Origin of the sequence: Cytobacillus pseudoceanisediminis, assembly GCF_023516215.1 — a bacterium.
Classification (GTDB): domain Bacteria; phylum Bacillota; class Bacilli; order Bacillales; family Cytobacillaceae; genus Cytobacillus; species Cytobacillus pseudoceanisediminis.
Genome location: NZ_CP097349.1, coordinates 3372476 through 3387211 on the forward strand (window position 1 = coordinate 3372476; position 14736 = coordinate 3387211).

16 protein-coding genes and 1 riboswitch are annotated in these 14736 nt (G+C 39.8%); of the genes, 5 read left to right on the forward strand and 11 right to left on the reverse strand.

The features are described from left to right. The first annotated feature begins 133 nt into the window (after nt 1-133). The gene (locus M5V91_RS18090) at nt 134-1408 is read left to right on the forward strand and encodes a helix-turn-helix domain-containing protein (RefSeq protein ID WP_019379473.1); all 1275 of its coding nucleotides are present in this window, start codon (nt 134-136) and stop codon (nt 1406-1408) included. An 8-nt stretch (nt 1409-1416) separates the two neighbouring features. After that, complete coding sequence (locus M5V91_RS18095) at nt 1417-1572, forward strand: hypothetical protein (RefSeq protein ID WP_157888523.1); 156 nt, start codon at nt 1417-1419, stop codon at nt 1570-1572. 49 nt (nt 1573-1621) lie between these two features. Here M5V91_RS18095 and M5V91_RS18100 read toward each other — a convergent pair whose 3' ends face one another. Together M5V91_RS18100 and M5V91_RS18105 are read right to left on the reverse strand one after the other, a co-directional pair. Next, complete coding sequence (locus M5V91_RS18100) at nt 1622-2344, reverse strand: thioesterase II family protein (protein ID WP_019379475.1); 723 nt, start codon at nt 2342-2344, stop codon at nt 1622-1624. A gap of 50 nt (nt 2345-2394) precedes the next feature. Further along, a complete protein-coding gene (locus M5V91_RS18105; protein ID WP_157888522.1) occupies nt 2395-3114 on the reverse strand; it encodes a 4'-phosphopantetheinyl transferase family protein in 720 nt (239 codons plus the stop codon). Nucleotides 3115-3410: 296 nt separating this feature from the next. Between M5V91_RS18105 and M5V91_RS18110 the strand changes: the two genes are divergently transcribed. Together M5V91_RS18110 and M5V91_RS18115 are read left to right on the forward strand one after the other, a co-directional pair. Further along, on the forward strand, nt 3411-4343 hold the full coding sequence (locus M5V91_RS18110) for an arginine deiminase family protein (RefSeq protein WP_251174079.1): 933 nt from the start codon (nt 3411-3413) through the stop codon (nt 4341-4343). 377 nt (nt 4344-4720) lie between these two features. Next, complete coding sequence (locus tag M5V91_RS18115) at nt 4721-4951, forward strand: tyrosine-type recombinase/integrase (RefSeq protein ID WP_251174080.1); 231 nt, start codon at nt 4721-4723, stop codon at nt 4949-4951. 359 nt (nt 4952-5310) lie between these two features. Here M5V91_RS18115 and M5V91_RS18120 read toward each other — a convergent pair whose 3' ends face one another. The 7 genes from M5V91_RS18120 to M5V91_RS18155 form a co-directional block, all read right to left on the reverse strand. Further along, nucleotides 5311-5808 (reverse strand): DinB family protein, encoded by a 498-nt coding sequence (locus M5V91_RS18120; protein ID WP_019379478.1) that lies wholly within the window; start codon nt 5806-5808, stop codon nt 5311-5313. Nucleotides 5809-6274: 466 nt separating this feature from the next. Continuing rightward, nucleotides 6275-6673: a GyrI-like domain-containing protein gene (locus tag M5V91_RS18130; protein ID WP_026041533.1), complete on the reverse strand. Its 399-nt coding sequence runs from the start codon at nt 6671-6673 to the stop codon at nt 6275-6277. Between the two features lie 164 nt (nt 6674-6837). After that, entirely contained in the window at nt 6838-7515 is a 678-nt protein-coding gene (locus M5V91_RS18135; protein WP_284521420.1) for a GNAT family N-acetyltransferase, read from the reverse strand. A 330-nt stretch (nt 7516-7845) separates the two neighbouring features. Then, nucleotides 7846-8802, reverse strand: coding sequence for an ATP-grasp domain-containing protein (locus M5V91_RS18140; RefSeq protein ID WP_251174081.1), 957 nt, complete (start codon nt 8800-8802; stop codon nt 7846-7848). 15 nt (nt 8803-8817) lie between these two features. After that, complete coding sequence (locus M5V91_RS18145; protein ID WP_217027598.1) at nt 8818-9867, reverse strand: LLM class flavin-dependent oxidoreductase; 1050 nt, start codon at nt 9865-9867, stop codon at nt 8818-8820. Between the two features lie 110 nt (nt 9868-9977). Beyond that, a riboswitch (SAM riboswitch) is annotated at nt 9978-10081 on the reverse strand. A gap of 117 nt (nt 10082-10198) precedes the next feature. Then, a complete protein-coding gene (locus tag M5V91_RS18150; protein WP_251174145.1) occupies nt 10199-11182 on the reverse strand; it encodes an ABC transporter permease in 984 nt (327 codons plus the stop codon). A 7-nt stretch (nt 11183-11189) separates the two neighbouring features. Continuing rightward, a complete protein-coding gene (locus M5V91_RS18155; protein WP_071157929.1) occupies nt 11190-12116 on the reverse strand; it encodes an ABC transporter ATP-binding protein in 927 nt (308 codons plus the stop codon). A gap of 107 nt (nt 12117-12223) precedes the next feature. On the opposite strand from M5V91_RS18155, the gene M5V91_RS18160 reads away from it, so the two are divergent. Then, complete coding sequence (locus M5V91_RS18160) at nt 12224-12994, forward strand: SGNH/GDSL hydrolase family protein (protein WP_251174082.1); 771 nt, start codon at nt 12224-12226, stop codon at nt 12992-12994. Nucleotides 12995-13105: 111 nt separating this feature from the next. Here the strand turns inward: M5V91_RS18160 and M5V91_RS18165 are convergent, their stop codons facing one another. Beyond that, nucleotides 13106-13855 carry an ABC transporter permease gene (locus tag M5V91_RS18165; protein ID WP_217027590.1) on the reverse strand — a complete coding sequence of 250 codons (750 nt, stop codon included), beginning with the start codon at nt 13853-13855 and terminating at the stop codon, nt 13106-13108. Then, on the reverse strand, nt 13856-14617 hold the full coding sequence (locus tag M5V91_RS18170) for an ABC transporter ATP-binding protein (protein ID WP_251174083.1): 762 nt from the start codon (nt 14615-14617) through the stop codon (nt 13856-13858). It abuts the gene before it with no gap. Nucleotides 14618-14736 lie beyond the last annotated feature (119 nt).

Consider the following 14736-nt stretch of genomic DNA (forward strand, 5'->3'; position numbering starts at 1 on the left):
TATTAATTGAATTGTAATTGGTTGACTATTGAGAAAATGCACGGTTAGAATTAATAGGAAATGGAAAAATTTCCATTAATTTTCTCAATATGGAAATTTTCTAAAATCCTATAAAATACATACGGGAGGAATTATGCAAATAAGGAACTCCGAAATAGACTTTGGAAAGCTGGTGTTTTACACAAGGACAAAAAAAGAGATGACTCAGCAGGAATTATCCTTGGGGATCTGTTCCATCACTTATTTAAGCAAACTAGAAAATTCTAAGATTGATCCAAATGAAGAGACCTTGGCCTTGCTGCTAAAGAGGCTGGATATTGATATCCACGATATCCATCATAATAATCTTGACATCATCCAAAACCTTGAATTATGGTACCTTTCGATTATAAAAAGGGATGAGCCAGAATTAATTGAGCAACTGAAAGAGATTAATGATTCAGTGATCAAGAACGTATATTCAACAGATCTCATTTTTTATTCTTACCTGGTGAAGTTACGCTACTATATTCATAGGAAAAAGAAAAATGAGGCAACCACTGTACTAGAGACACTAACCAAAAGCAAGGAGAAGTTAAATCAGCACCAAAGCGCTTACTTCACCTACTTACATGGTCTTTATTTATGTACTATTCTGTTGGATTTTCCAAAAGGCCTCGAGTACTTTGAAAACATAATTTACTTCTTTAATGACCCTCAGCACGAAGATCCTGAGTTTTTCTATCATCTGTCTTTGACCTACACAAAAACGTACAATACAAGAATGGCAGTGACTTATGTGGAAAAAGCTCTAACTATCTTTAACAGCAAATTGTTTTTTAAACGAAGCTTGGAGTGCCAGCTGCTTTTAGGAGTAAACCTAGGTCGGCTTAAAGAGTATAATAGGGCTATTGAAATTCTAACCCAGATTACCGAAGTCGCTCCAGGCTTAGACGAAAAGTTAACTTTTGCCAAGGCTCTCCATAATCTCGGCTATTTGTATAGTAAGATTGGAAGATTTAATGAAGCTATTGATTACTATCTGAAAACTCTTAAATACACCGATTCACAAACAGATTTTTATCTCAATACAATAATTGAACTTTCGACTGTTTTAAAAGAAAATAACCGACTTAAAGAAGCAAAAGAGTGGATAGAACTAGCCTTTAAAGAGTACAAACCATCCAATGAACAATCTAGTAAGCTAATCCAATTAAAAGTATTGGAATTCCAAATCTCAAAAAACACTGATGAGCTCATTGATTTTTTAGAAAACACCGCAATTCCTTGTTTTTTAGAAATAAATGAATTTGGTTTGCTTTCAAAGTACTATGAACTTTTGGGGAACATCTATAAGAGACTGCATCAATACAAAAAAAGTAGCTATTATTTTGAATCCTGTTTGCACCTTCAGAAAAAAATGTCCTAGGAGGAACAATGATGAAAAAAATATTAGGTTTAATTATACTCTCTTCTCTTTTTACTTTTGGTGCTAGTGCTTCTGCAGATACAGCTGGACTTCCGGCTGATAAGATTTACCTAAAATACGGAGAAGAACTTCCTGAGTACGGAGAAGAACTTCCTGAATACTGAGAACATAATATGACAAGCAAAAACCCCTCCATTTAGAGGGTTTATTATTTCAATTTAAAAGAACTTTAGTAGGCAATAAAATAGATACTATTTTCTTGAGAACTTCTGCTTCATTTTCCCTAATAAAAAAGTGGCCTCCTTCAAATACGTGATCCTCAAAAGACCCTTGTGTATGGCATGACCATTCCTTCCTCAGTTGATAGACTTTTAAGTCATTGTTTCCAGTAAAAATATGTAGATTATTTTTCATTATTGACGCCTTCGGTTTATAGATATACTGAAACACCAATTTATAATCTGCATACAAAATTGGAATAAATAAATTATACAAATCCTTGTCTTGAAAAATAGTTTCAGGAATATTGCCGCTTTTTCTCATTTTCTCTGCAAAATCATTCATTGGCAGCAAGTGGATATCTCCCTCCAGCTTGATATGAGGAGGCTGAAAAGCAGAGACAAACAGATTCTCAGGTAAAGATAGTCCTTCTTCATTTATCCTCTGACATAATTCATATGCCAGGAGCCCTCCCATACTATGTCCAAATATACTGTAAGGTTTCCCCTCTTGCAGAACGTCAATATTTTTTTCCATTAGGTCATCTACGGCTTCGTCAACGCTTTGAAATAATGGCTCCCGGATTCTCTTTCCTCTTCCAGCGAGCTCCAAAGGTATTACCTCAACATACTCTTCAAGCTTTTTTTTCCATGATAAATAAATAGATGCAGCAGACCCTCCCGCATAGGGCAAACAAATTAATCTGGTCTTTTCCACAAATTCACCTTCCCTCAAATTATTTCTTATAATTTTGAAATTATATGTGCTTACTTGCCGTTTATTAGGGCTGGGGTCTTAAGAGAAACCATAAACAAGGTGTATAGTTCTTCGAGGGTAAGTACTTTAAGATTTTCGAAGCAACCAGAATCGGAGCTGACTGCCAGCTTGTAGGATGAATCAAGGTGATATAACTTAAGATAGATTTCCTTTTCTTTTAGATAAGATTTGTAAATACTGCTATCGATCCTTTCTAGAATAATAGAATCCAGCGACAGAGACAGGCCTTTTCCTGCTGTTTTTATGTAGCATTCCTTTAAGGTCCACAAGTCATAAAATAAATGCGCTCTTTGGTTTCCTTTCATTCCCAACAGTTCTATATATTCTCTTTTACTATAAAATCGCTCAGCCAATGCAAGATCTACATCACCCATTTCTTGAACATCTATGCCATTTTCATTAGTGTCCAGCACAGCTACTACCCAGTATCCTGAATGAGATAAATTAAAGTATAAAGGGTATTCTTTTAAATATGGCTTACCGAACTCATTATGAGAAAAATTTATTTCTTGTGGGCAAATTCGCAGATAGCTGGCAAGCATATAGCGGACTAAAATATCGCCAATCAGGCATCTCTCTTTATCTTCATATCGATAAAAGGATTTTATCCGCGATTGTTTTTCACTATCAATATAATTTAATAAGGTTTGCATCTTAGCTACTTGCAAAGATTGATCCAGTTTAACAGCTATAACCTCCAGAATATTCACCTCCATCTTCATGGGTTTAAGATTAAAAAGAAAATAGATTGACGAAAGCAAATTGAAACTCTAGAATCTAACATATACACTACTTTCCCCTTTAATTGGTTATTATGGCAAATTTTTTCAATAATTAAAAGAGTTTTTTAAAGAACCTGTTTCTTTATTAAGTCCTATGAGGTTTTCACTGCCCTTCTCATCCTTTAGGGAACACGATATTCTCTCTGTATTTTTATATAATTTAGCCTATTCCTGCCTTATACACTTTAGTTTTTACTATTGCTTTGTGAAGGAGAGAAGGATACTTGTTAAAACAGAAGCTTAAACCTTATTGTTATTCTGAGAATGGGACTTTAAAAGAGGTTTTTGTTTGTTCCCCTGCGAATCATAATGTATTAGGATCTGAAGTTTCAGCAGTTGGGTTTGCGGAGGAATTTATTGCCGAAAAAGCATATGATCAACATTATCAAATGAAAATGAAACTAAAAAATTTCGGCTGTACCGTCCATGATCTTAGTACAGAAGTGATATCTCCTCTCTGGGATCGGTTAGTAAACCGCATTTTCATTAGAGATGTTGGCGCTGTATTCGGAGAAAATATGATTCTAGGTACTCCTGGCAACGAGTTAAGACAGCCGGATTTTTACTTTTCTCAAATTTTTTTAAAGAGTTTTACAGAAAATAGGGCTCTACTGTCAATACCTTCTTCGAGTTCACTTGAGTTTGGAGATTTCCTGATAATTAGCCCTGAATGTGTCTTAATTAATACTGGACATCGGTCACAAAACCGAATTGAGCTTGCAAATTTTTTATTCTCAATAGGTGTGGAAGAAGTTGGGTTTGTTTCACTCCCAAAAACTATAGAGTCTCTTCATTTGGATGTTGTCTGTAATATCCTGGGCAAAGATATTTTCATAGCAGCTTCTTTTTTAAGATTTTCAGCCGTCTCTATTTTTAAATCATCATCAGTTAGTTATGAACCTGAATACAGCACAATTGACAATTTTATAGAACGTCATGGTTATTCTGTATTTTGGCTTCCAAACAAAGATTACCTGCTTGATTATACAAACTTTATTAATCTTAATAAGCAAACGGTACTGATCAGCAATGAATCAGTCTCTTATTATCAGGAAATTTTCCCACATATAGAGTATATAGGTGTAGACGTGAAACAACTTCAGCATGGCGCTGGTAGCATTCGCTGTCTAACTATGCCGTTTGTTAGAGAGCAATAGTAACAAGCAAATGTAAAAGAGTTAAAGTTGCTAAAAAAGGAGTAATAAGAAATTACTCCTTTTTCTATTAAACTGTTAATAAATCACATATTAGAAAATCAAGCTTTTAAAAGCTTGTTTCCCTGGGTCTTTTTCGACTGAACTATAAAAAAGAAAGCACCTTTAACGATCATACTTAAGGTAGCAAACTTTTCTCCTTTTCTCTTAAATCCAATCCTCTGATAAAGACCTTTCTTAAATATAGATTCTTGTGTTTACAAGACAGAGTAAATGATCAAATTTAGTTCATCTGAAAGAAATAAACGTAATCGAGGTTTTTTTAGGAAAAGCATATGGATATAAGTATCTATCGAATTATTTAATCAAAAAAATAAATAGTGCTGATCTGGACTTTATTAAAATGCGTAAAAAATTATATTACACCACATAGCTTCAGACATGTTTTTGCTCTTATTAGTGCTGATCAGGGTGCGGATTTGTTGACCATAAAAGAGAGTCTTGGTCATTCTGATATCAAGACGACCCAGATTTTCTTACAAAGAAAAATGCTACGTAAAAATAATACAGCTCACTCATGGAAGGACTCTGATATTATTAATAAGATATAATTTAAAAGACCACATAATCGATATTATGTGGTCTTTATTAGTATTAGCTTATTCAACAAAAGCACCTTTTACTTTAAGTACAGGACTTCACAATTTTTTTACACATCAATAAACTCAATCCCTAAATGTGCTGTACACGCAAAAAGACCCCTTCTTATTTAAGAAAAGCGCCCGACTGTTAAACAATGAAATAGGAGAAAGATCCCTCTGCAAATACATTCTATTTATTTGACTAACACACCCATTTAGCCATCCATAAAGCAGGAATATCACCCGCTTCACCATAGAGAATGAAAAGAGCTTCACACCGTCAATACTGCTTCTACCGCTGGGCGAGGAAGTCGCTGAATTATGGTGCTTTACGACCAATCAACGCCACCCCAAGAGGATTGCAACTTTCGCAACAGAACAATTTGGCCGAGATGATACGCATCGTGCATCATGATATTGCTGAGTAAACGCTCAATAGAGTACCTGTTAGCTGCATACGGAGCTTTTAACTTTTCATCGTCAAGGTCCGCCATGACCGTTTTTAATTTATTCATGACTTTATTAAGGCGCTGCACTGTCTGAGCCCACCCAATCTCGTCTTCTGGATCCCCCGGATTTCCAAAGGTTTCTTCATTGTCTTCTGCCTTATGCGGATTCTCTGTGCCCTTAATTCGATGGATTACGTCCTCATTCCAAAGTATCAAGTGGTTGACAATCTGCCAAATCGAATTGCTGATTCCCGAACTTGTCCATGCTGGGTCAGCTGCGGTCACTCCATGAATCGCCTGATCCATAGATGCAAACCAATCATTCTCATGGCAATGCATCTCGAGTTGTTCTAAAAACATTTTGGTTACAACTTGCATACAACCAATCTCCTCACTGTTTAGTGTAATTTTTCATTTTCGACTGTCGGCCATAACGAAAAAATAATCTTAATTAAATACTATCATGACAAATAAAGTACCCTATAGGGCAGACCTTATTAATTGTCTACTCAACTAAACAGTGAGGAATAGGGTACATTTTATTTTTCTGGTTGACTGTTGGCTAAACGAAATACCTGGCCTTTGATTTTAAAATTGGCTTAATTCAAATAATCTTTGGCATAGATGGCTGTCGATTTGATTAAATCATCGATTTCTATAAATTCACCAATTTGGTGAGAGCTATTTACCTTACCAGGGAAAAGCGCACCTTAAGCCACTCCGTTTTTCATTTACGCTGCATATGTTCTCCCGCCCAAACCCGTTTCTTAAGAAAAAGGAAAAAGCCACCTGGAATGGCAGCTAGATCTAAAAGCAAGGCAAAAGTTCAATAAAAAATTGTCAACTACTTTATTGCTATGTGAATTTCAACTTCCCCATTCGAGTAGTATTTTTCAAAATCATATGAGTAAGCTCTTTTTAACGAACCTGTTTCTTCCTGATCCCATATTTCTCTCCAAGTATTATAAATACCTTGTTCTTTAGATGAATCCACTTTATAGATTTCGTATTTCTCGTTTTTCGGTATGTCTATAATAGTTTCCCCATTTTTGTCTTCAATAGCAACGCTTAATGAATAATCACCTTTGTAGTCACTCTCATATTCATAATACACACCGTATGTAATGCTTTCATTTTTAGTTAGACGTTCAGAAGCTTCCTTCCACAATTCCGTGATTTTTTGCATTATACGTTCATCATTAAAATTATTCGTTCTCATGCTATTTATAATTGATAACTTCAATAATCTCACCCTTTCAATATAGTTATTTCTTATGATTTCAAGAAATAAAAACAAATTCCTTCTTCAACCAGCCTCCCCCGTTTGTCCAATAGTGACTTTAACAAAAGCAGCACTAATCCCTCCTGGATTAATGCCCTATTAGATGCAAAAGCAGTCATGTGTAATCAGCTTATATGAATGTCTGTTCCATACTGAGCTAATTGCAGCTTCCTTGCCACAGATTGAGAAGCTAAGTTGTCCTTAGAAGTGCTATATAGAGCAATGCGTCCTTGTATCTGAACTTCTGCAGCCCAGGCCTTTGCAACATCTGCACCGTATGCTCTTCCACGGTAGTCTTCATTTGTAAACAAACTTGCTTCGTCGGCTTTTGAAGTCTTCCTTGAACTACAGCAAATTGAAACTGGTATATTGTCTTCAATTATTACAAAACAGGGTTGCTTGTATTCAAAGTCTTCATAGGTATATGGAAACTGAGACTTTAAAATTTCTTTGTTTTCATGAGTTATTTTAATTGCTCTTGAATAAGTCCTGTCCCTTACATCAGGAAATACATACGCGGGCCCAGTCCATACATTGCTTAAAAGATGGTCAATGCTTAATGCCTTTATTATTTTCCCTGGATGAGCACCAGGGTTAGCTCCTATAACTTGGTCTAACTTCTCTATAGTACTCTTATCCAGTGAGTTTGAATACCTTACTATACTACCCATTCTAGTGGCACCAATGAAAATTCGTGGCGCTGCACCGTAAGGGGGTTCATTCACAGCTATCAGTCGATTTTCACTATCATGTCTAAATAACACATTCACATGAAGCTCCATCAATTCTAAATCAGAGATCATACTATTCCTCCGCAATCTTCATTTCTGTCTAATATTCAAGATTACACTGTCATCTCCTGCAGCGTTTTCATTTATAGTCCAATCCTATGTATGGATAATTCCTTTATCTCTTAACAACCATATCTATATTTTTAAAGCTAAATCAATAAAATCCACCTATTTTTCCAATTTCTAACCTGCCCAGTTTGTAAAAAAAGCTGCCTGGTTTAGGCAGCTCTCTTAAGCACTAAAGAAACAATCCCTCTCATCGCAAGATTGATTGGGATTGCTTCTTTATAAAACATGCTGCAGTAAAAGACAATAGGACCTGCTATAGCAGGTCCTCACAAATTAAGCCGTTGCAGTTGCAGCGTATTTTTCTTCCAATGTCTTCTTTAATAATGAAGCTAACTCAAGCATTCCATATTTTCCAGCTTTCACTTCTGCATCAGAGTTATAGTTTGTGTTTGTATTAATATCATAAGTAAAAATGTCACCTTCAGCATTTCTGATAAATTCAATGCCAGCGACTTGAATATGATTCCTGGCCAGAACGTCTTTATATTTTTCTAAAATTTCGTCCTCAAAACCTTCAATGATTTGGAACTTTGGCTTCTCTTCTGCTTCTTCTCCAACAGGACAGAATAAGTCGCCAATCTGGCATGCGTCCGCAGGGCATAGTTCAAATCCTTCCGATGTATCAACCCTGACGGCATAAACAAAGTTGCCTCCGACAAATTCACAGCGGGTGATATAGCTTTCGGGAGATTGAATATATTCCTGAACAAGGGTAATGCCATCAACAGGCTCTTCGAAGGAAGGTCCCTCCACATAAGCTTTTAGAGCTTCAATACTATGGAATAATTGAACACCCAGGCCTTTGCCGGCACGGTTATGCTTCGTGATAAACGGCTGTCCGGCAAATGCTTCGGCCGCCTTAATAATATGTTGTTTTCCAACCGCTGCAATCGTTTTGGGAGTCCTGACACCAGATTTGTTTAATTCCAAGTACTGCAAAACCTTACTAACTTCAAGCTTCAGAGCGCTCGTTCCATTCAACACTGTACGGCCATGTGCTTCAAGCCAGGCCAATACTTGTCCCGAAAATTCAGCTGCAAAGCGATGATCACGGGTATGAGAAGAAGCACTCATCCGGCTATAGAAGATTCCTTCTGGAGGTTCTGCCGATAAATCTACCGTTCCTTCGTCCAAATGCCATTCTTCATAAGGAACACCCAGTTCCTCCAGCCTTTTTGTCAAATGGACTGTCCACTCACTATTTTCATGAATTACATATACCTTGCTCATTATTATGGCCCCTTTCTAGCTCTTTATTAAACTGCGTTTTTGTTCCACTAATGGCATAACCGTCTTTGCAAAGCGTTCCATTTCCTCCAGCTGAGGTGAAAATTGCAATAATAATAAGTCTAGGCCAGCTTCTTCATATTGTAAAATCCGATCAGCAATTTGCTCTGGTGTTCCTACTAAGTTTGGCCGCAGACCTCTGTTAGAGACAGAGTAATCCTGCAGCTGAATCTGCTGCTCTAATTGTGACTTTGTAGTGAAATCCTTAAAACCGGCGTAACCGCTGGAATCCTTCACAGCCGTGATTTTTTCAAGCTCAGCAAGAGCTTCTTCTTCTGTATCACGGCAAATAACATAAGCAGCCATTCCGAAAGAACTGAATGGCGCATTGCCCGTTTGTTCACGCCGTGCCTTCATTTCTCCTATTTTCAGATCAATCTCCTCAGCCGTTCCGCCGTGCATAACATAAGCATCACATTTTTCTGCAATGGTCTGCTTGCCTTTTTCGCTTTCACCGCCTGCATAAAGAATCGGGTTAGGTCTTTGAACTGGCTTTGGAGCAAGCTTCGTGTCCCTTAAGTCGTAAAATTGACCGGAATAATGGAAGGTTTCTTCCGTCCATAACCCTTTTAGAACATCAATGAACTCCTCAGTGCGGGCATAACGCTCATCATGTTCTGTAAAAATACCGCCATATTGACGCGCTTCTTCGGCCCACCAGGCAGAAACCACATTTAGAGTAAAACGGCCGTTGCTGATTTGATCAATATTGGCTGCCATTTTTGCTGCTACAGCAGGATTATGAAAACCAGGGCGGATCGCGGTCATAATTTCAATTTTTTCCGTCACGGCTGCAAGTGCGGCTGCCGTGGACCAGGCTTCAAGAGAATCATGGTCCGGTCCTTTAATATCATTTAAATATAATTCAGCTATTAACGTAGTCGAGTATCCCCATTTTTCAGCCGACTGAATGACGTTTTTAGCATATTCAAAGGTTGGCGGCATATTTTCGTCTTCTACATTTCGCAGCCAGCCTCCAAAAATCGGCAACCAGAAACCATATTTCATTTTTCTTCTCTCCTCTTGCATTTTTAAATATCTACTTTTCGCATAACTTAAGTTGGATTTATAAGCAATTAAAAAACTCTCCTCCTAAGAAGAGAGTTTTATCAACCCTCTTCTCATCTTTCAAGCGATGCGCTTGCTGGAATTGGCACAGTATTCATCAGAACCTGCTGCCGAGGCTTCAAAGGGCCAGTCCCTCCACCTCTCTGGATAAGAAGAAAATATTCAATTTTTTAATTAATTAAAGCGATAATAATTTAAATTCACCCAATTGTCAATCAATTATTTCTGAACTCTAAATACTAATAAGGATTATCCTTATATAATGACACTCTTAATACATATCCTTCTGAGTAAAATTCCAAAACGCAACAGCAAGACAGGCGGCAGCCCAAATCCCAAGCATGGTTAATGAAAATGGCAGTGACATCCCTTCAATCGGCGGAGCTTGACCTTCTAAGTAGTTAATCAGATCAAAGTTCAAGTTCACTAAATACTTGGAGCTCGTCCAGCTCGAACCGATAGAAGATAACAGGGTGCCTGCGATTAACACGGCCATCATCGCCCCAATTCCAGTCGCTGTATTTTTCACCAGAACCGATATCATGAGGCTTATGGTTCCAACAACCGCTGTTACCACCCAGGCAAGCCCAACTGACATCAGCAGGTATTCCCACATCGGCAGGGTATGGATGTATTCCGTTGAAAACTCACCAGATGCAGAAGCTTGAAATCCGGTCAAAATAGGTGCAGTCCAGCCATCATAACCGAGTACGATTCCTGAAACCCCATAACAGACAATCACGGTTGCCGCCATCAGCATGGAGGTATAAAGCAAAACCGTCAGCCATTTAGCCATTAGGATTCTCCATCGTTTAACCGGCCGGGACAGCAATGTTTTGATGGTGCCATCATTATATTCCCCGCTCACAATATCAGCCATTATAATAATAATGAATAAAGGCAGGACAAGCGTGATTCCCTGTGAGAAAAAGATGCGGATAAACGTAGGGGCTCCAGGATAGTTTGGATTAATATCGTTGTCCAGATAATACTGCTTTTGCTTCAGATCAAATTCAAGGAACTGTCTGAACTCGTCCTGGATTCCGCTCGATGCCAGCCGATTTTGCCGATCGACAATCTCCTGCTGAAGCTCCACTCTCCAGTCCAGAGTGCCCTGTTTTTCGATTTTCTCCTGTATCTCCCGGTATTGTGCGTATGTAAACATAGAGACTAGAATGACTAAAATGACGGTGACAACCGCCATGCGTTTTTTGGAAGCAATCTTCATCACTTCATTATGAATCAGGCCAATCATATTTGGATTAGACAATATGATCGCCTCCTGTCAAACTAATAAATAGATCCTCCAATGTCTGCACTTTCCTTTCGATCGTCCATACATCAATACCCGCCTTCATTAAAGCTTCATTCAGGAGCGAGGTTTTGCTGTCATCCATAAGAGTGTGTATAGTATGGTCATCATATAGTTCTGCAGCCTGGACATATGGGGATTCTTTAAGAATAGCAAATGCACGAAAAGAATCACTGACTCTCCAATCCACACCAGATGACAGTGCACCAACTAAATCGCTGACGCTGCCGACCTTCACGATCTTCCCATGGCTCATAATAGCCACACGGTCCGCCAGCAACTCGATTTCACTTAAAATATGACTGGATACGAGCACCGAAAGGCCCGTATCATCGACCAGCTTCCTGATAAATGTCCGCAGATCTTTGATTCCCATCGGGTCCAGTCCATTTGTAGGTTCATCCAGTATAAGCACATCCGGACGGCCTAACAATGCTTGTGCAATACCAAGGCGCTGACGCATTCCCAATGAATAGGTCCGAACCTGATCATCAATTCTTACAGTCAGATCAACCAAATCAATGACCTCTTGGATCCGTTCTTCATCCACATCAGGCAGCATCCGTGCAAAGATTTGCAGGTTTTCGCGGCCGCTCAAATACTTATATAACTCTGGATTTTCGACGATAGAACCAAGCCGCTGCATCGCTTGAACAAATTGCTTTCTCACATCAAATCCGCAGATGTGAATCTTCCCGGACGTTGGCTTAATGAGCCCAACGAGCATCCGGATCGTGGTGGTTTTACCGGCACCATTAGGACCCAGGAACCCAAATACTTCTCCTGGATAAATGTCAAATGATATATTATCAATAATTGTTTTCTTTCCAATGATTTTCGTTACATTTTCCAATTGAACTATCGGCTTTAAGCTCATAGCATCACCCTTGTTCTATTCTAACTAAATTTTCGAATAATGACTCTTTTAAATACTCAATTTGAGAAAAATTTAGATACAATTACATTAAAAGGAGAAGTCAAACGATGAAAAAATGGATGTGGCAGTTATTTTTAACATTGTCCCTTGCGCTGACAGTTCTTTTTGGGTATGGCCTAGTCAGTGCCTACATGGATGTTACCAGTCCGCCTCGAGCAGAGATATTAGCTAAAACAGAAGAAGTTCCTGTCACACCTGGTGATACATATGTTGCACTTGGCGATTCATTGACCAGAGGTGTCGGCTCATCAAATGGGGAAGGTTTTGTCCAGCCGGTTGGAAATGAACTTAAAGAAAATAATACTATAGAGCGTTTCCAAAACCTGGGTGTGAGAGGTGCCAGAATTGAAGATTTGCTGGCCCAGTTAGAACAAAAAGAAGTCAAGAGATCTCTTAAAGATGCCAAAATCATTACCATTACAATAGGGGGAAATAACCTTTTTAATAGCGGGGAGATCCTCGAAAAATATTCAGAAGAAACCGTCCTTGGCATCCTGGAGACCGAAATTCCGAATTTGGAAAAGACGTTTAAAAACATTCGTGAAAGTAATCCCAATGCAGTCATACTCTATATGGGGCTATATAATCCATTCAAGCAATCGCCCAACGGGGATTCATTTGATTCCATCATCCAAAAATGGAATGAGTCTGCCCGTACACTAGGCTTGAAATACAAAGTTCAAGTAGTGGATACTTTCAATCTGGTCACAGACGCCAAACGCCATCTTTCCAGTGATGTCTTTCATCCGAATGATGCTACTTATCAGCAAATAGCTGAAAGCATGTCACTTGTCATTGAAAAAAGTATCATACAATAAGAAAAAGGTGAATCCACGGCAGATTCACCTTTTTCATAATTTGTATGCTTCATTAACCTTTAGCCAAAAGGTCCTATAGGGCTATGAATCCGTTATCCTATAATGGTGTGCTTACCCTAACTGGCGTTTGAATTCCTTAACAGCGAAGAAGTAAGAGATGAGCATGATGCCGACGCACCAGGCAAGCGCGATCCAGATGCCGCTGCCAACAGACCCTTCATACAAGAGGGCACGGATCGCATCCACGATTGAAGTCACGGGCTGGTTTTCAGCGAACGCACGGACTATTTTAGGCATGGTGTCGGTGGGAACAAAGGCCGAACTGATAAACGGCAGGAAAATCAGCGGGTATGAGTAGGCTGTCGCCCCTTCCATAGACCCCGCTTTCAATCCGGGAATGACCGCCAGCCATGTCAGCGCCAGTGTAAACATCCCGAGTATTCCAGCTACCGCAAGCCACTCCAGGACATCAGCGCTGGAACGAAAACCCATCAAGAGAGCAACGAGGATAACCACCACGATAGTAAGCGCATTGGAAACAAGCGAGGTCAGCACGTGAGCCCACAATACCGACGAGCGCTTGATGGGCATCGTAATGAAACGCGACATCAGCCCGCTCTTTACATCCGTAAACAGCCGGACGGAAGTGTAAGCAACGCCGGACGCGATAGCCATCAGCAGAATTCCCGGCAATAAATAATTGACGTAGTTGTCCGTTCCTGTCTCTATGGCGCCGCCAAATACGTAGACAAACAGCAGCATCATCATAATCGGCGTAATCGCCACCGTGATAATCGTATCCGGACTGCGCATAATGTTGCGCATTAAACGACCTAGTAATACCCCTGTTTTGCTTTTCATTTACATTTCCTCCTTTTTGCCGATGATTGCGAGGAAGATTTCCTCCAATGTCGGCTGCTTCTCGATATACTCCACCTTCGCTGGCGGGAACATCTCCTTGAGTTCGGTTAGAGTACCGGTCGTGATGATTTTTCCGCCATGCAGAATGGCGATTCGGTCCGCCAATTGTTCGGCTTCCTCCAGATACTGGGTCGTCAGCAGGATGGTCGTGCCGCCGCCGGCAAGCTCCTTGACGGTATCCCAGACTTCAATCCGCGCTTCCGGGTCAAGCCCTGTCGTTGGTTCGTCGAGAAAAATGACTGCCGGCGTCCCGATCAGGCTCATGGCAATGTCAAGCCGGCGCTTCATCCCGCCGGAATAATTGTCAGCCCGGCGGTTGGCCGCCTCGGCCAGGCTGAATCTTGCAAGCAGATTGTCAGCGACTTCTGCGGGATTGGAAACTCCCCTCAGCCTGGCGATCATCATCAGGTTTTCCCGCCCGGTGAGCATGCCGTCTAAGCTTGAGAACTGCCCTGTCAGACTGATGCACTGGCGAACATGATCCGGTTGCCGCTGGACGTCAAAGCCGCAAATACCTGCTTCTCCGCCATCAGACTTCATCAGCGTCGAGAGGATGTTGACGGTCGTCGTCTTGCCCGCTCCATTTGAACCCAGCAGGGCGAAAATTTCGCCGCGCCTCACCTCAAAATCCACCCCCTTTAAGACTTCCTTATCTTTAAAGGATTTTTTTAACCCTTTTACAGAAATCGCTGCACTGCTCATACTTTTTCCTCCTTATAATTAGCGCCTTGCGGAGCTGGATTGCCTACAAACCCCTACTTAGTCTAACAGATATTCTGTATAACTTAGTACCGAGGTAAAAATGAAACTGAATAGTGCAG

Bases quoted from the DNA above. Each gene is read 5' to 3' on its own strand.
- M5V91_RS18090 (WP_019379473.1), top strand. From the start codon at position 134: ATGCAAATAAGGAACTCCGAAATAGACTTTGGAAAGCTGGTGTTTTAC.
- M5V91_RS18095 (WP_157888523.1), top strand. From the start codon at position 1,417: ATGATGAAAAAAATATTAGGTTTAATTATACTCTCTTCTCTTTTTACT.
- M5V91_RS18120 (WP_019379478.1), bottom strand. From the start codon at position 5,808: ATGCAAGTTGTAACCAAAATGTTTTTAGAACAACTCGAGATGCATTGC.
- M5V91_RS18135 (WP_284521420.1), bottom strand. From the start codon at position 7,515: ATGATCTCTGATTTAGAATTGATGGAGCTTCATGTGAATGTGTTATTT.
- M5V91_RS18140 (WP_251174081.1), bottom strand. From the start codon at position 8,802: ATGAGCAAGGTATATGTAATTCATGAAAATAGTGAGTGGACAGTCCAT.
- M5V91_RS18145 (WP_217027598.1), bottom strand. From the start codon at position 9,867: ATGAAATATGGTTTCTGGTTGCCGATTTTTGGAGGCTGGCTGCGAAAT.
- M5V91_RS18150 (WP_251174145.1), bottom strand. From the start codon at position 11,182: ATGATTGGCCTGATTCATAATGAAGTGATGAAGATTGCTTCCAAAAAA.
- M5V91_RS18155 (WP_071157929.1), bottom strand. From the start codon at position 12,116: ATGAGCTTAAAGCCGATAGTTCAATTGGAAAATGTAACGAAAATCATT.
- M5V91_RS18160 (WP_251174082.1), top strand. From the start codon at position 12,224: ATGAAAAAATGGATGTGGCAGTTATTTTTAACATTGTCCCTTGCGCTG.
- M5V91_RS18165 (WP_217027590.1), bottom strand. From the start codon at position 13,855: ATGAAAAGCAAAACAGGGGTATTACTAGGTCGTTTAATGCGCAACATT.
- M5V91_RS18170 (WP_251174083.1), bottom strand. From the start codon at position 14,617: ATGAGCAGTGCAGCGATTTCTGTAAAAGGGTTAAAAAAATCCTTTAAA.